This window comes from Streptomyces sp. NPDC045026 (assembly GCF_056432625.1).
This window is the reverse complement of sequence record NZ_JBWKIS010000022.1, coordinates 1-21,531: the sequence shown is the minus strand read 5'-3', so window position 1 is coordinate 21,531 and position 21,531 is coordinate 1. Positions and strand designations below refer to the sequence as shown.

Genomic DNA, 21,531 nt, shown 5'->3' with positions numbered 1-21,531 from the left:
GACGGCTGTGCGCGGCAGGCGAGCGACCGGTTCAGAGTGGGCAGCCGGCGGATGGAGGGCTCTGCTCATCGTCCGCCGGGCGGGTGTCGCCGCGTGGTGACTGCAAACCAGCATGAGAGCCGCACAGAGTCCGGCGGCAGACACAGCATGTGCAAGAATTGACCGAAACGCTGCATCCTTCGTGCAAGGGCGTTCCGCTGCCTCTTCGGGGCAGGATGGTTCTGGGTTGACGTGAAACGGCTGGTTGCTCGAACGCTGTAGCTCCAGCGGCGGCCCCGTCAGCAGGAGAAGCGCCCTCAGCGGTCCCGATCCCCGCTACCCGTCGAACAATCACCGGTCTGAAGAGGTCTTGTTATGGCTCTGTCTGTTGCAGCTGCCCTGCAGCTCGAGGTCTTCAGCCGTACGGCCGTGCACGTCTACGCGGGGGAGGAGAACCTCCACCGCAGCATCCGCTGGGTGCACCCCGTAGAAATCCCAGACATCGGTCGGTTTCTGACGGGCGGGGAGCTCCTTCTCACTGCGGGACTTGGAGTAGGGCGCACCGCCAGCGACCAGCGGCGTTACCTCCGCGAGGTCAGCGAAGCCGGCGCAGCAGCCCTCATCCTCGAACTCAGCGGCCGAGTCTTCACCTCAATGCCCACAGCCCTCATTGACGAAGCGAGACGGCTGGACTTTCCCTTGATCGGCCTGGAAGACGAGTTGCCGTTCGTCGAGGTGTCTGCCCAGGTGCATGAGCTGGTCACCGACTCAAGAAATTCGGATCTGCTCTCGTTCCAGCGGCTCAACGACGACTTCATCCAGCTGCTGCTGGCCAGCCGAAGCCATGTGTCCTTCACTGAAGCGCTGGCCCACCATGTGGGCTCGCCCGTGGTCCTGGAGGACACGGACCATCAGGTCATGGCCTATGCGGGCGGAACTGCCGGCACCGACCAACTGATGAAGAACTGGGGGCTGCACGCCCGGATGGCACACCGGGGCAACACCCCTGGCGCGCACAATCGCTCGAACATGGTCCAGTCCCATGACGAGCCCGGTTGCACCCGACGGATGATCGTCCTGCGCGGCGAGGCATGGGGGTGGATCCATGTCTTTCATGGCGACGGTCCGTTCGTGGATGTCCACGCCTACGCACTCGATCGCGCTGCCGACACGATTGCCATCGCCCTGCTCGGTGACCGGGAAAGCGGCGCACGCGCCTCCCACCGTCAAAGCTCGCTGATCAACCGGCTACTGCTGGGCGACATCACCGGCGAACAGTTCATCGATCGAGCGCTCAAGGTGGGCCGGGACCTGCGCGACCGCCCACTGGCCGTATCAGTGCTGAGCAAAGACCCCAACGCTGAAGCCTCGGCGGGGATGCTCCTGGACTCTGTGCTCAAGGGCCTGAAGCTGCCAGCAGTCGTCGCAGACACAGGAGACCATGTGGTCGCGATCATCGGGCTGACGAAGCAGATGCCCGTACAGCAGCTCGCTGACCATCTCGACACCTGCGGGGCACGGGGCGGGGTGAGTCGCAGCGGTCCGCCCGCCCTGCTCATCGACGCGGTGCGGCAAGCCCGCACGGCCGCATCCGTCGCCGAGACCCGCGACACCCCGACCACTTTGCACTTCGACCGCCTGGGCGTCTTGCGCCTGCTTGTGGCGTTGGCCGACGGGCCCGAGCTTCGGCGGTACGTGGACGATGAACTCGGCCCACTGCTCACTCACGACGCATCCGAGACCAATCCGCTCCTGCCCACCTTGAAGGCGTACCTTTCCACGGACGGCAACAAGTCCCGCGCCGCAGAGGCGCTTTACATCCAGCGGCGCACGCTCTACTACCGTATTGAGCGTCTCAACGGACTTCTAGGCAGATCCGTCGAGGATCCTGAAGTGCGTGAAGGTCTTTCCCTGGCATTTCGCGCTCTCGATCTTCTCAGCAGCTCGTCTCAGATGCCCGCCCGCCCACACCCCGTGACGAACTCGTAGGACCACGCACAGCGGACGACGCTGGTGGCCGCGCCGGGCGCCGAACCGGGTCATCGGTCAGTGCTTCCTGCTGGCCCAGACAATCCCCTGCCGCATCAGACGCTCCACAGGCTCCGCGGTCAAGTCCTCAAGATAGTGGCCCAACGCGCTGTAGAAGACGCGGCCTGCGCCCCACTCCTTCGTCCAGGCCTGCGGCATGCGCTGTCCAGCAAGCCAGGGCATATGTTGACCGTCGAACACGGTCTCCAGGAGCACATGATTTCGCGGATCGACGTTCATGTAGTACTGCTCGCTCGCCGCCTCGAAGTCTTCAATCCCATCGGTGACCGGGTGGCTCCCGTCCAGCACGTGGAGGGGGTACGGGTGGCGTACACCTTCTCCAGCCGGGTGATAGAAGACGTCGGCACCGAGCATCATGTGGTACATCACGCTGCCTCGGAATGCGGCTCCCCCGCCGTGCCAGGAGACGAAACCGGTGCCGGCTTCGACGGCACCGAGCAGAGCCGACTCCTGTGAAGCGGTCAGGGTCTCGCTGAGGAGAGCGTTGTTCCAGTTGTTGAGGATGACGTCGTATCCAGTGAGGTCCTGATCGAGGACAAAGATGTCGTTCGATTCTTCGACCTCAAACCCGAGTCCGTCGAGCAGAGTTCGCATCCATTCCGCGACACCGTAGGGGCTGTGCCCCGGCCATCCTCCGTAGAGATAGAGGGCACGAGTCATTGATTCTTCCTGTTCGTGATCGTGGCGGTGAGCATAAGCGTGACGCTGGTTCGAGTTCTTGAGGTTCCGCACGCCTTCCAAGAGTTGTCCCGTAAGTGGGTTCCGGGCTTGGTGCGCGTCAGAGGAAGACCAGCGGGACGTCCTTCTCGATGCAGAGCCGCAGGACGTCCGCCAGCTGACGGGCGTCCTCGATGTGTTGTTGGAGGAGCTCATCGCCGCCCTCCCGTGCCCACTGGTCGGTGATCGCCTCCAGACGGAGCAGAATCGACGCGCACTCGGTGGGCGAGAGATCGTCACCGCTGTCATCTGGATGATCGAGGAGTGGCTCCAAAGCGGTGGACACGTCTCTCCACGGGCGCTCGCCTCCGAAGCCCCACATCTCGGAGAGGGCGAACCCCTCGGTCTCAGCCAGACGCCGCCGGAACGCGGCAAAGCCGCTGTAGGACCAGGAGACATCCGGACTGCTGTTGTCTCCGTCGCCCGGGAAAAGAACCAGCCCCATGCGCCCTCCCTGTTTACGGGCACGCAGGATCGATGACATGGGGCATCGTCGGCAACTGGGATGATCTCGGTGGGGCTGGTGTGATCACGGCGTCGGAGCCGTCTCGGATAAGCCCGTTCACCGGGCTGAGCCCTCGCTGTTTCGGCAAGTTGGTGACCACCGTGCGGAGCGAGATGTCCGTCGAGATCCAGTGTGGACGGCCCTGGGGACTCACGCTCGAGGACCGCATTCTGTTGGTTGCGGCCTACTGGCGCACGAACTTGACGATGCGCCAGATCGCTCCGCTCTTCGGTATCTCGAAGTCGGCGGCGGACCGGATCATCGACCACCTCGGGCCACAGCTCGCGCTGCAGCCACGTAAGCGGTTCCGCAAGGACACCGTGCTGATCGTGGACGGCCCCCTGGTGCCCACCCGCGACCACACGGTGGCCGAGCAGTCGAAAAACTACCGCTACTCCACCGCCCACCAGGTGGTCATCGACGCCGACACTCGCCTGGTCGTTGTGGTCGGCCGGCCACTACCGGGCAACCGTCACGACTCCCGCGGCTGAGAGGAATCCGGCACCAGGGCCGCCGTCGGCAACACCATGACCATCGCCGACGGCGGCTACCAAGACACCGGACTGGTCATCCTGCACCGTCGCCGCAAGGGCGAAGAACTCCTGCATGGGAAGAGGAACACGACCGGTCGCACAAGCAGGTCAGGGCCCGCGTTGAGCACACCTTCGCCCGCATGAAGGGCTGGAAGATCCTGCGCGACTGCCGACTCAAAGGCGACGGCGTTCACCACGCCATGCTCGGCATTGTCCGCCTGCGCAACGTCGTTCTCGCCGGACAGACGAACGGGCCGCACAGCAGCTGCTCTTGCCTATCCCGACTCCAAGATCGTTACGGGACAGGCCTTAGCTAGGCGTATCTGCTTCGCTGCGTCCGATGCTCAGGTAGACGTCGGGACGGGTCTTCCGCCACCTCAGTCCGACGAGAGCACCGACGATGACAATGGCAACGAGGAGCAACTGCTGGCCATAAGCGAGCCACTCCGACGCCTCGATCGACATTGAGTAGTAGACCGAAGTCAACGTGAGAAGCAGCAGAAGGCCCGCAAGCGCCAGGATCGGCGCGAACAAGGTATTCCATGCGCGCTCGCGATGCTCGACGACGCGGAAATACCGAACTACCGAAATCGTAGTGAGCGTGAACAGCATCAGGAGCGCGAACGTCCCGAGGGCGAACATAGACGAGTACATCTTGACTGCATCGATGCCCCCAAGAAGGAAGGGCAGAGTGCAGATAACGGTCAGCGTAGTAGATATGGCTGACGCACTAGCCGGGGATCCATGTCGGCCATGTGCGCGTCCAAGGAATTCCGGAAGAATGCGATCGCGTCCCAGGGAGTAGAGGTAGCGCGAAAGAGAGTTGTGGGTGGAGAGTGCGCCGGCGAAGACGCTGGTGACAACCAGGGCGGTCATGGCCTGTGCCACGGTGTCGCCCATGTAGTAGCGGAAGCCGCCATTGAACAGGGACGTTGGGTTGTCCGCACCGGCCGCCGCGACACGGTCCGGGCTCCAGAACGTCACGAGCGCCCAGGACGTGAGGATGTAGAAGCCGGCGAGTCCGCCAATCGCAAGGTAGGTCGCTCGAGGAATCGTCCGTTCGGGCTGCTTGACTTCGTCCCGGTATATGGCCGAGGACTCGAACCCCATAAAACACGAGATGGCGAACAGCGTGGCGACTCCAAGATCTCCCTCGAAGACGTGGGCCGGTTCGAATGACTGGACTTGATAGCCGTGCGGCCCGCCGCTGAAGAGTACGGGCACGTTGAACATCATGACCAGCACGACTTCCATGACCATGAAAACTGCGAGGACTTTACCCGACAGTTCCACATTGAAATGCCCCAGCGTGGTGATGATGCCGCAGCATATTGCGCCCCAGATCCACCATGGAGCGGTGGGGAGGTCGAAGGCCTTGAGTACGTTCTCGACCGAGACGCCGAAGAACGCATAGGTTCCCACCATGTACACCAGATAGGTGAAGGCGGCCAAGAATCCTGACCCGAGGCCCACAGTCTTCGAGAGTCCTGCGGTGATGTAGGTGTAGAAAGCGCCGGGCTTCGACAGGTTGCGGGTCATCGTGGTGAATCCCACGGCGAACAACAGAAAGATAAGACCGACGAAAGCGTAGATCATCGGAGTGCCGATTCCATTACCCCTGGTGATTCCGAGAGGTAGCACTCCGGTGACATTTCCGATGGGGGCTGACATGGCAAGCACTGTCAGTGCCAGCTGCAGCGTTCCCATCGTGCCGCGCAAGCCGCCTCTGCCTTCCGGCAGCACAGCCTCTTTTCCAGCAGGAACTTCGTCTCGGGGGCGGGCTTCTATGCTTTCGGCGCTCATGACGTCCTTTCTGGGCCACGCCCCGCGCGATTCTCTCGAGGAGTCGCGCCTGGCTGTGGGAGCAGGATTGGGGCCCTACTAATGCTGGACTTCAGAACCCGGTTCGCCGCAGGGGAGGTTGATCGGCGAACCGGGTATGGTCACCGGACTCCATTGGAGTCGGGTCGGTCAATTTGTGCCACGCCGACGGCCGCAGGGCGATGCCGGCACTCTGGGCATGTGAAGTCACCTCGAATCTGCGTTAACGGCAGAATGGGCGATCCCAGCCAGTGATCGAAAGACACACACCGTGCAGCGATGGGCAGAACGCTGCACAGTCCGGGAAGCCGCGCGCGGGAGGCCCTCCAGCACATCGAGTCTCTGCGGGCATATAGACGGCGGTTTCACGACGAAGAGGCCGCCAAGGATGTACGAGATGAGTCGGAGCAGCAGCATGTCCGCTGCCGCGCCCGCCGCATCGACTCGCCATGGAAAGGCACCACCCTCGCGCTGGTTATCGGGTCGGCAGCCAGGTGTCGACGACGGTTGCCAGTCCGTCCTGTCCGGTGAAGATGTGCCCGTTCATGCCGATCGCCTGCGCCGCGCGGACGTTCTCCTCCCGGTCGTCGACGAAAAGGAAGTCGGCGGGCGCGGCCCGCAGGGCGACGACGCAGTGCTGGAAGGCCGCCGGGTCGGGCTTGGCCGCTTTGATCTTTCCGGAGAAGGCGATGTGGTCGAGGTGGTGCAGCCAGGGCTGTGCGGCGAGGAAGGCGTCGGCGTGGTCGGCGGGGATGTTGGACAGCAGGGCGACCTCGGAACGGTGCCGCAGGGACTGCACGTAGGTGACCATGCGGGCGTCGACGCGGGACCAGCTGTCGATGTCGGTGAGCCGCAACTCCTCGATCGTGTCGGCGTCGACGGACCGGGACAGCCCCCGCAGGACGTCCGTCCAGTACGCGGAGGCGGACTGCTGTCCGGCGTCGTAGGGCGGGCGGTACGTCCAGTAGGCCGTGGTGAAGGCGTCGACGGGCACATGGCAGCGGGCGGCCATCTTCTCCAGCGCGCCCGGAGCTTGGTGGCGGGCGATGACTCCGAAGAGGTCGAAGAGCACGATGCGGCGGTCGGTGGTCATGGTGGTGGTCTCCTCCGGATCCCGGGTTTCCGGTTCAGGGGCGGGGCGGCAGGGCACGGGCGAGCGAGTCGAGGGCGGCCAGGGCGTCGGGGCCGGCGGGGGCGAGGACGACGCTGGTCGCACCGGCCGCGTGGCGGGCGTCGATTGCGTCGCGTGCCTGGTCAGGGGTACCGGAGATGCTCAGTTCGCGGACCCAGGCCGCCGGCATGGTCGCGGCGAAATGCCGGGCGTTCGGGGAGGCGGCGCGGTGGGCCCGCAGCGCGGCGGCGAAGGGCAAGGGGTCGATGTGCGCGGCCCAGTCCTTCTCGCCGACCGGGTCCAGTGCGGTGCGCACGCGCGCGAGGGCGGCTTCTTCGTCCTCGTCCACGGCGGCGGCGTCGTAGGTGACCATCTCCGGCTGCCCCGATGTGGTGACGGGGCTCAGGTGCTTGAGGGAGGCGGCAATGTACGCGGGGGCGGCGGGTTCAGCCAGTAGCAGCCCGTCGGCCACTTCGCCCGCGGCGGCCTGCGACTTGGGGCCGCGCACGCCCAGGACGACCGGCGGCACGACATCGGGGACTTCCGTGAGGACGACGCCATCGCAGCGTACGTAGCGGCCGCCGGCCGGGCCGGGCTCACCGCGCAGGAGTAGGCGCAGCGCTGTCGCGTACTCCTTGATCAGCGTCAGCGGGCTGGCGGGCCAGGATCCGGCCTGGCGCATCCAGTCGGGCATGCCGTGGCCGATGCCGGCGAGGAGGCGGCCGGGGTGGAGCTGGGCGAGGGTGGCCAGTTCCATCGCGGCGAAGCACACGTTGCGGGCGCCCGCGGGCAGGATGCCGATCCCCACGGTGACGCCGGTGGTGCTCGCCAGGACGGAGGCGGCCTGGGCGACACCGCCGCGCCAGCCGAGGTCCTCCACCACCCAGATCTGATCGAACCCCAGCTTTTCGGCCCGCCGCGCGTAGGGCAGCACGTCACGAGCGGGAAGGTCGCGGGGCAGCATGACACCGACACGGCCCCGGGCGGGGGCGGCATTCACCTGGGTCATCTCGGATATCTCGGACATCGAAGGCTCCTGGCGGGTCGGGGGTGAGGGGAGCCTGCGCGGCGCGAGGTCAGGGGCCGTGCCGCACAGGCGGTCAGTGGCTGCTCGACGCCGGCTCACGTGTGCGGTTGGACCTGGTGCGCAGGACGCCGGCGGCCACAGAGGCGGTCAGGCAGAGCAAGGTCAGCAGGGCGAAGGCGTGGTTCAGGGTGACCAGATGGGTCAGCCAGCCGATGACGGCGGGGCCGGCGAGCATGCCGACGTAGCCGAGCCCGGCAACGCGGGAGACATTCGCGCCGGCGGCCGCGGGGTCCGCATGCCCGGCGGCGCTGAACAGCTGGGGGACGCAGCCGGACAGGCCGAGGCCGAACAGTGCCCAGCCCAAGAAGGCGGCCCACATCCACGGGGAGAACGCGACGATCGTGATGCCGACGGCGGCCGTCGCCGCTCCGTAGCGGAGGATCGCCATGGGCCCGAACCGGGAGACGATCCGGTCGGCCAGCAGCCGCCCGAGGGTCATCGTCGCCGCGAAGGTGCCGTAGGCGAAGGCGGCGAGGCTCGCGGGGGCACCGAGGACGTCCTTGAGATGCAGGGCGCTCCAGTCGTTGGCGGCCCCCTCGCACAGCATGATCATCAAAGCCAGGGCGGCGAGGAGCCGGATGCGCCCGCGCGCGCTGCGGCCCTTGGCGGCCGGCGGGGCCCCGCTCTCCTCGATCACGTCGGTGCCGGGGGCGGTGGGTGTGGCCGACAGCAGGGCACGCGCCGATGCGAGAGCGATCACGATGCCGATGGCTCCTATGGCGGCCGTGCCCGCGGCCGGGCTCAGCCCGGCGCTCGCGGCGCCCGCTCCGGCGAGCGCGGCGAGGACACCGCCGACGGAGAACGTGGCATGGAACCCGGACATGACGGGCCGGCCGTACGCCTTCTCCACGTGTACGGCGTGGGCGTTCATGCTGACGTCCAGGCAGCCGTTGCAGAAGCCGAAGATCAGCAGGGCCCCCGCCAGCGTCCACGGATCCCGGGCAAGACCGGGCAGCACCAATGCGGCGCCGCACAGGACGCCACCGGCGGGCACCACGACGCGCGCGCCGAGGCGGTCGGTAAGTCGCCCGGCCACCTGCATGCCGGTGAAGGCCCCAAGCCCCAGCAGTACCAGCAGGCCGCCGAGCGTGGCGTGGCTGATGCCCACGCGGTCCTCGATGGCGGGAATGTGCACCACCCAGGTGCCCATCAAGGTGCCGCACAGGACGAAATAGACAAAGGTCGCCACTCGGGCGGCTCGCAGCGAATGTTCCATGCCAACCACCGTATCGAACATCATAAATGTTTGAAAAGCCAGCTACTGAACAACTTGCATGTTCGTTTCAAGGTGGTGTTCAATCTCGGCATGAGCAACGCAGACCGGCACGGACTGATCGCCCAGGCCGTGAGGGACAAAGGCAGCGCCACCGTCCAGCAGCTCGCGGAGCTGACCGGGACCTCCGAGATGACCATCCGGCGCGACCTCGACACCCTGGCCGCGCAAGGCGTCCTCGTACGTGTACGAGGCGGGGCGCGCTCCCTGCTGCTGCGCGGAGAGGAGCCGCCCTTCGCGCTGCGGGCCCACGAGGCGGTCGACGCCAAGCGCCGTATCGCCGCCGAGATCTCCGCACTCATCGCCGACGGCGAGAGCGTCCTGCTGGACAGCGGCACCACATGTCTGGAGGTCGCCCGCCTGCTGCGCGAGCGGCCCGTCACCGTGATGCCGCTGTCGCTGCAGGCGATCCACGCGCTCAGCGACCCGCCGGGAACGGCCGCGTTGATGGTCCCCGGCGGGCGCCCCCGCAGCGCCGAAGGGGCTCTGACCGGCCCTCTCGCTCTCGCCTCCCTGGCTGCCCTGCGCTTCGACACCGCGATCATCGGTTGCTGCGGCCTGAGCGCGGCCGAGGGCCTGACCGCCTACGACCTCGACGACGCGGCCGTGAAGAAGGCCGCGATCGCCTCCTCGCGCCGCACCGTCGTCGCGGCCGACGGCAGCAAGCTCGGCCACACCGCCTACGCCTACGTCGGCCCCGCCACCCTCCTGCACACCCTCGTCACCGACCCCACTGCACCCGTCAACGAGGTGACTGCACTAGAAAGCGCCGGCACCATCGTTAAAACCGCCTGAACACTCCGCTGCTCGGACGCACCGCGCCGGCACGGGCCGCCGATAGACCGAGAGGTCCGCGCCGTTGCAGCCGAGTCGACCACCACCGATCCGGGGAGCAGGTCCCGCGCTTCCTCGACGGCGGTCGCGGCCTTGTCGATGTCGCCCGCCGGCCGGGTGCGAGCTCCACGTGCCCGTCCCAGCCGTCGTCGTGCTCCAGCACATCGAAGCTCCAACCCCGGCATCGGCCCGTCGGGAGGAGCAATCTTGCGGTCCCCGAGCTCCTGCGCGTCCTTGCCTCGCTGGAGGTACTGGCCTCGCCTGCGCTGCTGTTGGTGGTCCGTCATCAGCCCCTCTTTCCGTAGGTCGGCCCTGAACCTGCCGTTGCACCGACCGCGCCGCACAGGTGGACGGCAGAGGGACTTTTGGGCTGAGGTAGCCGCTTCGGCGTGATGAGGGCGACGTGGTCGCCCGGCTGCCTGGCTCAGGGGTGGCTGTGGGGGACACCACTCACTCAAACCGGGCAAAATATGCGACTCTGTTGATTGTGCAAATTTCAACCATTGCTCGGCGGCAGGGCCGGGCGCCGTCATCGTCGGGCCCGTGGCCGCTGCTGACGCGGCTCGTTGAGGCGACCCGTCGGGGCTGGGGGCGGCATGTCCTGGTGCACGGCAGCAAGAATCTGATCGCGGCGCTGCTTGCCTGGGAGGCCGCCACTCTCTGGATCCCGGGAGAGTCGTCGTATGTGGCTGTGGCCACCGCGCTGCTCATGGTCAATGCCGCGACGGTGTACCGCTCTGTGACGCAGGCCGTCCGGAGCGTTGCCATCCGGGCGATGGGAGTGTTGTTGGCTCTTGGCACCGTGTGGTTGCTGGGATCCACCGCCGGAAGCATCGCGGGCATCGTGGGGATCGCCCTGGTCGCGGCCGGGCGTCGAGCCTCCGACGAGCGGCTCCAGGTCGCATCGACGGCGGTTCTCACGCTCACCACTGCGGCCGCCGCACCGGTCGGGAACGTCGTCTTCACGGCGCTTGCGGCGCTGAGTGGCGCGGTGGTGGGTGTTGCGGTGAACGCGCTGGTGCTGCCGCCGATGCATCTGGAGGAATCCGATGACGCGGTTCGAGACCTTGCCCGGGTCATGGGGGCATTGCTGCGCGATATGGGCCACGGGCTGGGGGAGCGGCAGCATGCCGCCCGCGCGCATGGCTGGGTGCAGGACGGCAGAGGCCTGGGGCGGCGGGTCGCGGATGCGCGCGAGCATGTGCAGCAGGGGCAGGAGAGTCTGCGCTGGAATACCTGCTGGGTGGTGCGTCCGCGGCACCGCCCTGTGACTTACGGTGACGTGCTCAGTACTTTGCATGGCGTATCGCTCCAGGTGCGCGGAATCGCGCGAACGCTGGCCGACAACGTGGACGACGACCACGCCGACCACCACCTGGGACAGCAGTTCCTCGATCGGTACGCCGAGATGCTCAAGTTGGCAGGGCAGGCGGTCGAGGCGTTCGTCGAGGCCGAGGCCGAGAGTGCAGCCCGCCCGGCGGAAGCCCGCGAGGGACTGCGCGAAGCGATCGACGGTGCCCGGGCGTGGCACGAGACCATGACCGACCTCATCGGCCGGGGCGCGTTGGTCAAGCCGGGTGCCTGGCATGTCTACGGATCCCTCATGACCGACGTGGAGCGCCTCCTGGCCGATCTGGACCACGCCGACAGCCTCTGACTCCGAGGGCGCGGCGCGAAGGCGCCGGGGGTCCAAGGCCGGGCGGCGGACCAGAGGCTGGGCGCGGCGCGGCCGCCTACCGCGATCAGAAGATGGCCAGGCTCGGAAGGAAGGTGACGCTCGCCGAAAGGCGGGCCTGGCTGTCGACACGTGCCGGTGGATGCACGATCAACAGGATGGCCGCACCGGCTGGTCCGGCACCGTGAACGCCTGGACTCCGGCCTTCGCTGCCGAGGTCGTCCACGCTGTGGAACAGGTCGGGCACCGGGATGCCCGGGTTCTTGCCGGAGGTGGTGCGGATGATCGCCTTGGGCCGGTGGCGGGGTTCCAGGGTCGCGCCGGGGAGGGCGCCGCTCACCGATGTGTCCGTGGGCTTATAAGAGCTCCCAGGCCTTCAAGGGTGCGCTCCGGGCCCGAGCACGCGCGGCGCCTGCTCGGGCACGGCCGGCTCCGTGAGCAGGCCCAGCAGTCGCGTCCGCCCCGCCTTCAACCGCAGCCGCCGACACAACCGTTGACCGGGACGACCACCCAGCTCGACCGCAACCGCATGCTGCCACTGCTTCAGCCCGAGACTGGAGCGGCCGTACCGCTCACTGAGCTTGGCAACCTGCTCGACGAACGTCCGCTGCGGACACCGGCCCCGGTCGCAGAAGAACCGCCGGACCCGTAACCGTACGGTCAGGCTCTGCCCGTTCACCGGCAGCCCGGCCAGGCCCCGCTCGTACGACGAATGCACCCTCGATGCCAGCGAGTTACACCCCGGACAATGTGGTGGTGGGCCGCATGCGACCGCATCGACGACCGGCCCCTCGGCAGCCTCGGTGACGCGCGTCAACCGCACATCGAAACCGGAGAACAGAACATCAGCGAGCGATTCGACCCCCATACGCAGGATGTCCCGCAGAGGAACGTTCCTGCATTGCCGCCTCTGACCTGGGTATTCACGGAACTGCGGTCAGAACCCGTTTCAAAGATCCCCATCACCTTCCGGGCCCGGTGAACACCACCCCCTGGTTAGATCGACAGAGGGACAGTCATGTCGAGCCCGGAGGCCAGCGGCTCCCTTGCAGGTGTTCTCACTCCGGTGTTGTGGCCGTCAGGTCCCCCTGGTCGTCCTTGATTTCGACTTCCACGATCTTCGAGGTGCCATCGACGCGAACATCGCATTCGAACTTGCGCCCAGCCTCAACGGCGACCGACGCAGGGCAGGTTACGTCGTCTTTGGTAGGAGTCTTGCGCGCGCCGTACTCGACGGCGTTGATCACGTGTCGTTCCAACGCGCCTTGGTCCAGGACTCTCGGCGACTGTACTGCGATGGGGCTGCCGGCCAACACCTTGATCGTCACTGCCAGGCCGCAGCAGGCGAGCACGGCCAGGGCGGTCGCAATGAGCGTGCGGGAGAAACTTCGTTGATCTGTCACGCGCACAGTCCTATCGGCCTTGTCCGTGCCTCGACAACCCTCGCTCGGGCGGGGCTCGCCGGCCCGGACAACCCGGTCACAGTCAGGGCCTCATCGACCGCGGAGCCATCCGCACTCAGCGATCTGTCGCCCCCGCACCCGCGGGGATGATCCGCTCCTGCGCACGTTGGCGGTCGGGAGCGGAACGTCGCCCCCTGCGCCTGCGGGGTGATGTCCGCGCCCAGGTCCTGCTCGCCCCTGCCGCTGAGCTGTCGGCAGTTGTCGACGTTGGTCATCGTTGAGTGCCCTTCCACGGACAACTCTTGCTGGAGCGTCGGCGAAGTCGATGCACGACGCTGGGTGCTGCGGTGTCAGGCACCTTGGCGGTGGTGCCGAGCGTGTCGAAAGAGACCCCTGCGATCACCCTTGCTACCGTCCACTTCGCCTAAATAATCCATAATTGACCGCTTCGCACCCGCGGGTGGTCGAGAGGACACGGACCATGAACGACTTTTCCCGTCGCCGACTGCTGAAGACTTCTGCGGTCGCCGGCGCCGGCGCAGTCGTCGTGCCGGGCGTCGCGGCAGCCGCGACCCCCAGCGCGAGTGTCGTGACGGAGACTTCCGTAAACGAGGCGTACGGGGCGCAGTGTTCGCCGGCGAAGCTGACCGGCCGCATCGTCCGTCCCCACGACCCTGGGTACACGGATGCGCGCCTCGGCTGGGACCAGCTCTTCTCTCACTATCCGCTGGTCATCGTCTTCGCTCAGAACACCCAGGACGTGGTCAACGCCCTGACCTGGGCGCGGCAGAATGATGTCGCGCTGCGGATCCGGAGCGGCCGCCACAGCCTAGAGGGCTGGTCGAACGTCGACAGCGGCCTCGTGATCGATATCAGCGAACTGAAGTCGGTCCATCTCGACAGCGCTGCTCGTGTCGCCACGGTAGGCGCCGGACTCAACCAGCTGGAAGCGGTGACCACGCTCGCGAAACGGAACTTCGCGGTGACGACAGGCACCGAAGGCACGGTGGGCCTGGCCGGCGCGACGCTCGGTGGCGGCTTCGGCTTCCTGACGCGCTGGCTGGGGATGGCGTGCGACAGCCTGATCGGCGCCGAGGTCGTCGTGGCCGAAGGTGGCGAGTGCGCAAAGGTGATCAAGGCAGATCTGACCCATAACTCGGACCTGTTGTGGGCGCTGCGCGGTGCGGGCAACGGCAACTTCGGGATCGTCACCTCACTCACCTACAAAGTGGCTCCGCTGAAGAGCGTTACGTATGTGCAGGCCACGTGGGATGGCATCGATGACCTGCGTAGGGTCTTCAATGCCTGGCAGCGCACCGCGCTGCACGCCGATGACCGCCTTGGCACGCAGGTCGAAATCCACCGCAATCAGACCTTGTTGTTCGCGGTCCTCGCGGAGGGGACACCTGCGGAGGCCAAGAAGCTACTGGCCCCGATCCTGTCGGTCGGTAGCCCCCAGGTGTCGGTGCAGGTTGGCAACTGGGGCGAGGTGTATTCGGGATTCCAGATTCCTACCGCGAACGAACCCGCGAACTGGAAGTTCTACTCGCAGTTCACCAGGAAGCCGTTCCCGGGCAAAGCGATTGACGTGATCTCCTCGTTCATGCGGGACGCGCCCACGGACGACAGCAACTTCTTCACTCAGGCGTTCGGTGGGGCGGTCAGAAGGACTCCCCGCGGCGGCACGGCGTTCCCGCATCGCGACGCACTGTTCTACTCCGAGCCCGGTGCCGGCTGGGGCACCCGTTCCGACCAGCCGGGCATCTGCGACCCGCTCACCCCGCAGGCTCAAGCCTGGATCGCCGAGTTCAGCCAGGCCTTGCGCCCCTACGTGGACGGTGCCTACGTCAACGTGCCGAACGTCGGCATGCAGGACTGGGAAACCGCCTACTGGAGGGACAACTTCGACCGCCTGCGCGAGATCAAGGCGAAGTACGACCCGCACAACGTCTTCCAGTACGACCAGAGCATCCCGCCTGCGTCCCGCTGACCGAGCGTTGATGGAGCCCCCTCCCGACCAGTGAGGGGGCTCCGCTGCGCCTACCCGTCTCAGGCCTTTCGCTCAAGAGAGCCTGACTTTGCTGCGGTTCGATAATTCGCGGTTGGAGCGCCCCTTTCCGGACAATTTTCCGATCTCGGCACGCCATTTGGGGACTGATCGGAGGAGCCCACCGGCTGCTAGTGCTTTGACCGCATAGGTTCGCCGGGTTGGCGGGTCGGAGCGGTTGGATGTGCGGTGGTATCGGATCCGACCGGTGGAGGTGCGGTGGCCGAACCTGTCCGTGTGCGCAGACTGAGCGACCAGGAAGGGCAGAAGCTGCAGCAGATCGTGCGCCGGGGCAGCACCAGTTCGGTGCGCTACCGGCGCGCGATGATGCTTCTGGCGTCGGCCGGCGGGAACCGCGTCCCGGTCATCGCCCAGCTCGTGGCGGCCGACGAGGACACCGTCCGCGACGTGATCCACCGCTTCAACGAGATCGGTCTGGCCTGCCTGGACCCTCGCTGGGCGGGAGGCCGTCCCCGCCAGCTCAGCCGTGACGACGAGGACTTCGTCGTCAGGACGGCCACCACCCGCCCGACCAAGCTCGGCCAGCCCTTCACCCGCTGGTCGATCCGCAAGCTCGTCACCTTCCTGCACCGCGTCCACGGCCGCGTGATCCGCATCGGCCGCGAGGCATTACGGTGCCTGCTCGCCCGCCGCGGCGTCACCTTCCAGCGCACCAAGACCTGGAAGGAGTCCCCTGACCCCGAGCGCGACGCCAAGCTCGACCGCATCGAGCACGTCCTGGACCAGTTCCCCGACCGGGTCTTCGCCTTCGACGAGTTCGGGCCGCTCGGGATCCGGCCCACCGGCGGCTCTGGCTGGGCCGCCTCCGGCCACCCCGAGCGGCACCCCGCGACCTACCACCGCACCCACGGCGTCCGATACTTCCATGGCTGCTACTCGGTCGGCGACGACAAGCTCTGGGGCGTCAACCGTTGCAGGAAAGGCGCCGCGAACAGCCTGGCCGCCCTCAAATCGGTCCGCGCGGCCCACCCTGACGGCGCCCCGATCTACGTGATCATGGACAACCTGTCCGCGCACAAGGGCGCCAAGATCCGCATCTGGGCCAAGAAGCACCGGGTCGAGCTGTGCTTCACCCCGACGTACGCGTCCTGGGCGAACCCGATCGAGGCCCACTTCGGCCCGCTGCGGCAGTTCACCATCGCCAACTCCAACCACCCCAACCACCCGGTCCAGACCCGGGCCCTGCATGCCTACCTGCGCTGGCGCAACGCCAACGCCCGCCACCGCGACGTCCTGGCCGCCGAACGCCGCGAACGCGCCCGCATCCGCAGCGAAAGGGGCATCCGCTGGGGCGGACGCCCTCTCCTCATCGCGGCCTGAAAAACCCGGCGACCCAATCGGGTCACAGAACTAGCCGGCGTAGGGGTTGCCGCCGAGCCAGGTGGTGCCGTCGATCAGTTCACGCACCGCGTCCAAGTGACCGCTGTGGCAGGCGACTTCGGTAAGCACATGGATCAGGATGTGCCGCACATCAGGCAGCCGCCAGGTCGGCCAGATCTCCACAGGCCAGGCGGCGGGCTTCCGTTCGAGCTCGGCGACAGCGAGCACGGCGTCCGCGCGCACGATGGCCGCCCGGTAATCGGCGAAGACCTCCTCGGCGCTCATCCCCTCGGGTGCATACCAGTGCGCCTCCGCGCCCGCCGAGAGCTGTCCAGCCACATCCGACTCACCCGCGATCACCCCCGGGAACCAGAAGCGTTCGACATCCAGGGTGAGGTGACGCAGCAATGCCAGGCAGCTCCAGCCGCTGGGCAGCACCGGCCGCCGCAGATCCTCCTCCGAGAGACCTTCGAGGATCCCGATGACGTGCTCGCGCTGGTGGTCCAGGGCACCCTTGAGGGCTTCGAGCTCGGCGTTCACCGGGCGGCGCACAGCGGGGTGAGGCGCTCCCGAGTGCCCGCCATCTGCGGCTGCCACCAAGCGCCCGCTGTCCACTTCCGCGCGTTTGTCCTCCGGCATACGCGAACGGTCGAAGACCTCGGTCACCACGACGGGCTCGCCTGTCGTACTCGTCATCCCCGCACCTCCAGTCAACCGCAAAGCATGATCCTGACTCCGGGCCTGGACGCTACACCGGGGGTACGACAACGCCTGGCCGAGCACGTGTGAGCCCCGTTCTGCGCGGACTCCCACCAAACCAGTTCCGGGAAAGACCCGGCGAACCTATGCGGTCACAGCACTAGAGATCCTTATGGGTGTGAGTGGGGTCGTGACGGCTGTCGTGGGCTGCGCTATGCCGGAGGGATGAGGTATCCCGATGGCGGAGGGCTGACGGCTGGGGAGCAGGTTCAGCGTGAGGTAGTCCGGTTGGCGGCCGCTGATCTGATCGAGGCGGGGGCCGGCGACCGGGAGGTGGCCGGGGCGGGCGGGTGTATGGGGCGGCCCGTATGGGGGTGGTTGCTGGGCGTGTCGGGTGGCGTTTGCGGACCGGTTGCAGAGGATCGGTGGCCATGGCGGGCTGTTCCAGCGGAGTGGCCGGCCAAGCGGATGCTTTCACTGACCGAGGAGTGCCATGTCCCAGCAGGACAACATCGCCGCCCAGACGGCGTTCGGTGAGGCCGTGAACAGCGGGAATCTCGCTGCCATCGCGGACGTCGTGGCTCCCGGCTCGATCGACCACGACGCCGCTCCCGGACAGGGCCCGGGTGCCGAGGGGTATCAGGCCATGTTCGGTGACCTCAGGCGCGCCTTCCCCGACCTGCATGTCGAGGTCGAGCACCTGCTGGCGACCGAGGACGAGCTGGCCTTCGCATACACCGTCACGGGTACCCACCGCGGCGAACTCGCGGGGCACGCGCCGACCGGCAGGTCGGTGAGTTTCCGCGGCATGCAGATCAGCCGCTTCGAGGACGGCAAGCTCGTGGAGCGCTGGGGCAGCAGTGACGAACTCGGCATGATGCGGCAGCTCGGCCTCGTCTGAGCCCGCCAGCACGCCCCGAGGCGGGTGGCGGTCTGGATCTCTTGTTTGCGCGGCGACGCGATCGTCACGCCGGCTCCCCGGACGCAGGAACCTCACGCAATGGGCCCGTCGGGACGTCCTGAGAGGGCTGGAACGTCTCTAGGGGTATCCGAGTTGGTTGGGGGCGTTATGGCGAACGAAAGTCTCCGGGCGGTCATGGCGGCGGGCGGCTGGGCCCACGAGGCGCCGGCGGCGAGGGTGGAGGTCGATCCGAAGTGTGTCGAGGGGTGGGTCAATTTGGGCCGCGTCCCTCGCCCCAAGTGACCGCCCTGTGAGCGGCGGAGGCTCTGTGCGAGGACGTGCATGCCCTGTGGCTGGCGTTTCGCCAGCCTTGCAAGGCGCGCAAGCGTGAGCCCCGAAGTCGTGGCGCTCTACCCGCAGCGCGCCGATCTCCCGGTATCCGTGTTCGTGGATCTGTTCCGGCGACGGTATCGAATCGCGCTGCCGCCTCGCCCTCCTGTACTACCGCACTTTGGCCAAGGCACCGGGTGTTGAACTGCGCACCCACAGCACGACGTTGTACAACTCGCTGTACAGGGCAGACGACCAGCTCCTCGTGAACGTACACCTCTGGGGAGTCGGCGCCTGCGGCGCCCCGGTGTGGCACCTTGGGCGTACTGAGGACGGCGGGATGTTCGGCACTTACGCGGCCAGCTTCCATGCCGTGTGGGACACGGCCCGTCCGGTTGAGGAGTAAGCAATGGCACGCACTGGGTACTGCGGCGGCGGCATGGACATGAGCGATTCCCTGCCGGGTACCGCTGTGCGGGAAGTGAAGGAGGAGACGGGCCTGGAGGTCGAGATCACGGGACCGGTCGGGAGGTACACCGACCCGCGGCACGTGATCGCGTACTCGGACGGCGAGGTGCGCCGTCAGTTCAACGTCTGCTTCACAACAGGGGTCACCGGCGCGGCGCCGGCGATCTCCGATGAGTCGGCCGTGCTCCGGTTCGTGGCACCGGACGAACGGGACTTGCTGCCGATGCACCACACCCAACGGCTTCGGCTGCAGCGCTTCCTCGAGGACCGGTCTGCGTCCTGCCTCGGTTAGTTCCGGACCCGACGAAGCAAAAGGTCTCAGCATGAACTTTGCCGTGACACCGGACGAGGTACGAACCGCGTTCGGACTGTCAGGTGTGGTCTACTTCCCCCGCTACGACGCAGCGCACAACCGTCTCAGCGACACAACCGCCCTCCTCCTGAGCGGCGTCGGACTTCCTGACACCGAGTGGTTCATGTCCAGGGCCAGCCTCAGCGCAACCGACTCCATCAACGTCGCCGAGTGGTACAGCAACTGGGGAACTGTCCCCAAGGAGTGCCACGACTGGCTCGTGCTGGGCCTCTTTGCCGACACCACGCTCGCGCTCGCCCCGGACACCGGGACCGTCTACGCGCTGGGTGACGGGGAAGCACAGCTGGTGTACACCCCGATCCACCGCGACATTGAATCGCTCGTCTACGCCCTGACGAAGTTCGAAACCCTCTGCCAGGAACTCGAGGAAACCGACAGCGAGGACGTCGAGGAGCGCGTAGACGCGCTGCGCGCCGAGATTTGCGAATTCGATCCGCTCCCGTTCGAAGCCGAGGACTCTCAGTGGCGCCTCGCATTTGAAGAGGTCATCGATGGCATTTGGTGAGCGCTGGCATGGTGGCTGGAAGGGGCAGGTCTGCGGTGGTGGCCGGAGCGTGATGCCTTGGCGAGCTGAGCCTGAGGGACCGCTTTCCGTGTCAGCCGGGAGGCTGGCCGGCCGACTGTCGTGAGCTGTGCGTGTGTCGGCGGCAAGGCCCTGGTGTCGTAGATCAAGAAGTGCTGCGGCCGCGGCAGGGTGTTCGGCTGGCTCGCACGGACTGAAGGCGCAGGGACGGAAGTCCGGCGCTCGCTGCCTCGCGCAGTACAGCGACGCCAAGGCGCGGACGGCGATGCAGTACATCGCCGCGCACCCGCGCAGTCAGTTCACGCAGTGACCGCGCAGCAGGCCCGGGGGCCTCAGCGGCAGTGGGGCCGGGGCTCCGGATCGACAGCCCCCGTCCGGCTCCGCCTGGTTCATCGTGTTCGGGGGGTGGGTGTGTTTCGGGTCTGGGTGAGCCGGGTGGTCCACAGCTGGTCGACGCGTGAGCGTTCGGTGGTGTTCGGGTAGCGGTTGGTGCAGGCGGGGCCGGGGCCGCCGCCTGACATCAGTTCACTGCACGGTCCGCTGTAGTTGTCCGGCAGGCCCAGTACGTGTCCGGTCTCGTGGGTGGCGACGCGGATGGAGTCGTTTTGCCGGCTCTGGGTGTAGTCGAGGAAGACGTAGCCGTTTCCGTGGCCGTTGGTGGAGGCGTAGGACCCGTCTGGGTCGTTGCCCTCGCGGTAGGAGAAGTCGGCGCCACTGGATGTTGCCTGGAGCTTGACGTTGGATTCGGAGCTGTTCCAGATCGAGGCCGCTGTTGATATCTGTGAACGGAAGCTTGGAGCCTGGGAGGCGTTGTAGTAGACGGTTACGGCCTGTGTGTTCGGCTGGGCGGCGCGTTTGTCGGCGACCGATTTGAGTACGGCCTCGAAGAATGCCTTGTTGTTCGCAGCCTCTTTGGCCGATCCGGCGTACTGCGCCACGGAGGTGTCGGCGGCAGCGGGCGGGGTGGCGGCCGTCTGGGCGCTTGCCGGCACTGCGGCGCCCAGCACGCTGGAGGCCAGGCCCAGGCCGAGAGCGAGGGCAAGGAGCCTCGCGGACGTTCGGGACGGCTTCATACGGGGCTCCTACTCGCTCGGTGACGCCGAGGGCCCGGTGCGTGGTCACTTCTGCGTGAGCACCGGTCCCGAACTGCGGCAAGGTCCTGTGGGTCGTCATTCTTAGAACGGCTCGGCGGGGAGCACAATGGGTCCCGCCACTACGTCGCCTCGTAGGTCCCGGGACCTCGCCAGGGCTGTGTGCGGGTCTCGGGTCCGTGTATGGCGGCTGGAGGGGAAGCTGTCGCGGCGTCAGAAGCGTTGCACCGCGGGGCAACGGGCGTGTGGGCCGGCCGGGCGGGATCCCGGGACGCACGACGGGATTCAAATCAGGGCAAATATGGACAAATGCCCAGATGCCTGCCATGCCGTATCTACTAGGTGTGCCGGTTGGTTGGCGGGGCGCTGTGGCCGATGTCATAGAACTGGGCTTCTGTTCCTTCGCGCCGAGTGGGTTGTGACCATCGGCTTCGCCGCCTGGCGGCTGCGCCTCCACGTTGCCTGTTCGGGACCTGTTGCTGCGTGCGGCCAGTTCGGTCGGTGTAACCCGGACATGCGGGTGTGGCTGGCGGCCGCCTGTGGGCGCTGCGTGTCTCTTCGGGGCACACGCTTGTGACGCGGCGCCGTACGGGGCAGAGGGCGGTGTCGTCCCCCCCCATTACCGTCTTCGTTGGCTCCGCAACGGAGCTTCCGGCCTCCGAGGCCGGCATGACTTCCCCCCCTTGTTAACCATGATCCGGGGGGTGGTGTCACCGGTCCCGGAGGCACTGACTGACCGCTGATTAGGGGCATGACCACCGACTTTTCGCA

Annotated in this window: 20 protein-coding genes and 3 pseudogenes; 12 read left to right on the top strand and 11 right to left on the bottom strand. The window is 66.9% G+C overall.

Annotated elements, in window-relative coordinates; all coding sequences use genetic code 11:
• Positions 1–354 precede the first annotated feature (354 nt).
• Complete coding sequence (locus AC07EJ_RS33540; protein ID WP_478885668.1) at positions 355–1,968, top strand: PucR family transcriptional regulator; 1,614 nt, start codon at positions 355–357, stop codon at positions 1,966–1,968.
• 57 nt (positions 1,969–2,025) lie between these two features.
• Here the strand turns inward: AC07EJ_RS33540 and AC07EJ_RS33535 are convergent, their stop codons facing one another.
• Both AC07EJ_RS33535 and AC07EJ_RS33530 read right to left on the bottom strand, forming a co-directional pair.
• The gene (locus AC07EJ_RS33535; RefSeq protein ID WP_478885667.1) at positions 2,026–2,760 is read right to left on the bottom strand and encodes a ThuA domain-containing protein; all 735 of its coding nucleotides are present in this window, start codon (positions 2,758–2,760) and stop codon (positions 2,026–2,028) included.
• Between the two features lie 46 nt (positions 2,761–2,806).
• Positions 2,807–3,190 carry a hypothetical protein gene (locus AC07EJ_RS33530; RefSeq protein ID WP_389489517.1) on the bottom strand — a complete coding sequence of 128 codons (384 nt, stop codon included), beginning with the start codon at positions 3,188–3,190 and terminating at the stop codon, positions 2,807–2,809.
• 32 nt (positions 3,191–3,222) lie between these two features.
• Here AC07EJ_RS33530 and AC07EJ_RS33525 point away from each other — a divergent pair, with 32 nt between their 5' ends.
• Positions 3,223–3,741, top strand: a complete 519-nt coding sequence (locus AC07EJ_RS33525) for a helix-turn-helix domain-containing protein (protein WP_478885666.1) — start codon at positions 3,223–3,225, stop codon at positions 3,739–3,741.
• On the top strand, positions 3,738–4,100 hold the full coding sequence (locus AC07EJ_RS33520; protein WP_478885714.1) for a transposase: 363 nt from the start codon (positions 3,738–3,740) through the stop codon (positions 4,098–4,100). The genes AC07EJ_RS33525 and AC07EJ_RS33520 overlap by 4 nt, the downstream gene beginning before the upstream one ends.
• Here AC07EJ_RS33520 and AC07EJ_RS33515 read toward each other — a convergent pair.
• The 4 genes from AC07EJ_RS33515 to AC07EJ_RS33500 all read right to left on the bottom strand — a co-directional run bounded on the left by AC07EJ_RS33515 (position 4,093) and on the right by AC07EJ_RS33500 (position 9,018).
• Positions 4,093–5,586, bottom strand: coding sequence for an APC family permease (locus tag AC07EJ_RS33515; RefSeq protein ID WP_478885665.1), 1,494 nt, complete (start codon positions 5,584–5,586; stop codon positions 4,093–4,095). The genes AC07EJ_RS33520 and AC07EJ_RS33515 overlap by 8 nt on opposite strands.
• Positions 5,587–6,079: 493 nt before the next feature.
• Entirely contained in the window at positions 6,080–6,697 is a 618-nt protein-coding gene (locus AC07EJ_RS33510; RefSeq protein ID WP_389489519.1) for an HAD family hydrolase, read from the bottom strand.
• 34 nt (positions 6,698–6,731) lie between these two features.
• Entirely contained in the window at positions 6,732–7,742 is a 1,011-nt protein-coding gene (locus tag AC07EJ_RS33505; protein ID WP_478885664.1) for an LLM class flavin-dependent oxidoreductase, read from the bottom strand.
• A gap of 73 nt (positions 7,743–7,815) precedes the next feature.
• Positions 7,816–9,018 (bottom strand): MFS transporter, encoded by a 1,203-nt coding sequence (locus tag AC07EJ_RS33500; protein WP_478885663.1) that lies wholly within the window; start codon positions 9,016–9,018, stop codon positions 7,816–7,818.
• A gap of 90 nt (positions 9,019–9,108) precedes the next feature.
• On the opposite strand from AC07EJ_RS33500, the gene AC07EJ_RS33495 reads away from it, so the two are divergent.
• Complete coding sequence (locus AC07EJ_RS33495) at positions 9,109–9,870, top strand: DeoR/GlpR family DNA-binding transcription regulator (RefSeq protein ID WP_389489526.1); 762 nt, start codon at positions 9,109–9,111, stop codon at positions 9,868–9,870.
• Between the two features lie 643 nt (positions 9,871–10,513).
• Positions 10,514–11,566, top strand: a complete 1,053-nt coding sequence (locus AC07EJ_RS33490) for an FUSC family protein (protein ID WP_389489528.1) — start codon at positions 10,514–10,516, stop codon at positions 11,564–11,566.
• An 85-nt stretch (positions 11,567–11,651) separates the two neighbouring features.
• Here AC07EJ_RS33490 and AC07EJ_RS33485 read toward each other — a convergent pair whose 3' ends face one another.
• From AC07EJ_RS33485 to AC07EJ_RS33475, 3 genes are all read right to left on the bottom strand, one after another.
• Positions 11,652–11,924, bottom strand: coding sequence for a hypothetical protein (locus AC07EJ_RS33485; protein WP_478885662.1), 273 nt, complete (start codon positions 11,922–11,924; stop codon positions 11,652–11,654).
• 36 nt (positions 11,925–11,960) lie between these two features.
• On the bottom strand, positions 11,961–12,452 hold the full coding sequence (locus AC07EJ_RS33480) for a transposase family protein (protein WP_478885661.1): 492 nt from the start codon (positions 12,450–12,452) through the stop codon (positions 11,961–11,963).
• Between the two features lie 190 nt (positions 12,453–12,642).
• Positions 12,643–12,987: a DUF4333 domain-containing protein gene (locus AC07EJ_RS33475; RefSeq protein ID WP_478885660.1), complete on the bottom strand. Its 345-nt coding sequence runs from the start codon at positions 12,985–12,987 to the stop codon at positions 12,643–12,645.
• A gap of 481 nt (positions 12,988–13,468) precedes the next feature.
• On the opposite strand from AC07EJ_RS33475, the gene AC07EJ_RS33470 reads away from it, so the two are divergent.
• Positions 13,469–14,977: an FAD-binding oxidoreductase gene (locus tag AC07EJ_RS33470; RefSeq protein ID WP_389489538.1), complete on the top strand. Its 1,509-nt coding sequence runs from the start codon at positions 13,469–13,471 to the stop codon at positions 14,975–14,977.
• Between the two features lie 276 nt (positions 14,978–15,253).
• Positions 15,254–16,375, top strand: a complete 1,122-nt coding sequence (locus AC07EJ_RS33465; protein WP_389483374.1) for an IS630 family transposase — start codon at positions 15,254–15,256, stop codon at positions 16,373–16,375.
• Positions 16,376–16,405: 30 nt separating this feature from the next.
• Here the strand turns inward: AC07EJ_RS33465 and AC07EJ_RS33460 are convergent, their stop codons facing one another.
• Positions 16,406–16,915 (bottom strand): DinB family protein, encoded by a 510-nt coding sequence (locus AC07EJ_RS33460; RefSeq protein ID WP_389483493.1) that lies wholly within the window; start codon positions 16,913–16,915, stop codon positions 16,406–16,408.
• Between the two features lie 384 nt (positions 16,916–17,299).
• On the opposite strand from AC07EJ_RS33460, the pseudogene AC07EJ_RS33455 reads away from it, so the two are divergent.
• The 5 genes and pseudogenes from AC07EJ_RS33455 to AC07EJ_RS33435 form a co-directional block, all read left to right on the top strand.
• A pseudogene (locus tag AC07EJ_RS33455) lies at positions 17,300–17,413 on the top strand (IS630 family transposase); the annotation flags it as partial.
• A gap of 154 nt (positions 17,414–17,567) precedes the next feature.
• Positions 17,568–17,975, top strand: coding sequence for an ester cyclase (locus AC07EJ_RS33450; RefSeq protein ID WP_389489540.1), 408 nt, complete (start codon positions 17,568–17,570; stop codon positions 17,973–17,975).
• A 168-nt stretch (positions 17,976–18,143) separates the two neighbouring features.
• Positions 18,144–18,711 (top strand): annotated as a pseudogene (locus AC07EJ_RS33445) (XRE family transcriptional regulator).
• A gap of 24 nt (positions 18,712–18,735) precedes the next feature.
• Positions 18,736–19,065, top strand: a pseudogene (locus AC07EJ_RS33440) (NUDIX hydrolase); the annotation flags it as partial.
• 31 nt (positions 19,066–19,096) lie between these two features.
• Complete coding sequence (locus tag AC07EJ_RS33435; RefSeq protein ID WP_478885659.1) at positions 19,097–19,651, top strand: SUKH-4 family immunity protein; 555 nt, start codon at positions 19,097–19,099, stop codon at positions 19,649–19,651.
• A gap of 407 nt (positions 19,652–20,058) precedes the next feature.
• On the opposite strand, the gene snpA is transcribed toward AC07EJ_RS33435, so the two are convergent.
• Positions 20,059–20,742, bottom strand: a complete 684-nt coding sequence (gene snpA / locus AC07EJ_RS33430) for a snapalysin (RefSeq protein ID WP_389489546.1) — start codon at positions 20,740–20,742, stop codon at positions 20,059–20,061.
• Between the last annotated feature and the right edge of the window lie 789 nt (positions 20,743–21,531).

Coding starts and splice junctions, on each gene's coding strand:
- AC07EJ_RS33435 (WP_478885659.1), top strand. CDS start 19,097: ATGAACTTTGCCGTGACACCGGACGAGGTACGAACCGCGTTCGGACTG.
- AC07EJ_RS33530 (WP_389489517.1), bottom strand. CDS start 3,190: ATGGGGCTGGTTCTTTTCCCGGGCGACGGAGACAACAGCAGTCCGGAT.
- AC07EJ_RS33540 (WP_478885668.1), top strand. CDS start 355: ATGGCTCTGTCTGTTGCAGCTGCCCTGCAGCTCGAGGTCTTCAGCCGT.
- AC07EJ_RS33505 (WP_478885664.1), bottom strand. CDS start 7,742: ATGTCCGAGATATCCGAGATGACCCAGGTGAATGCCGCCCCCGCCCGG.
- AC07EJ_RS33525 (WP_478885666.1), top strand. CDS start 3,223: ATGACATGGGGCATCGTCGGCAACTGGGATGATCTCGGTGGGGCTGGT.
- AC07EJ_RS33450 (WP_389489540.1), top strand. CDS start 17,568: ATGTCCCAGCAGGACAACATCGCCGCCCAGACGGCGTTCGGTGAGGCC.
- AC07EJ_RS33515 (WP_478885665.1), bottom strand. CDS start 5,586: ATGAGCGCCGAAAGCATAGAAGCCCGCCCCCGAGACGAAGTTCCTGCT.
- AC07EJ_RS33480 (WP_478885661.1), bottom strand. CDS start 12,452: ATGGGGGTCGAATCGCTCGCTGATGTTCTGTTCTCCGGTTTCGATGTG.
- AC07EJ_RS33495 (WP_389489526.1), top strand. CDS start 9,109: ATGAGCAACGCAGACCGGCACGGACTGATCGCCCAGGCCGTGAGGGAC.
- AC07EJ_RS33510 (WP_389489519.1), bottom strand. CDS start 6,697: ATGACCACCGACCGCCGCATCGTGCTCTTCGACCTCTTCGGAGTCATC.
- snpA (WP_389489546.1), bottom strand. CDS start 20,742: ATGAAGCCGTCCCGAACGTCCGCGAGGCTCCTTGCCCTCGCTCTCGGC.
- AC07EJ_RS33500 (WP_478885663.1), bottom strand. CDS start 9,018: ATGGAACATTCGCTGCGAGCCGCCCGAGTGGCGACCTTTGTCTATTTC.
- AC07EJ_RS33470 (WP_389489538.1), top strand. CDS start 13,469: ATGAACGACTTTTCCCGTCGCCGACTGCTGAAGACTTCTGCGGTCGCC.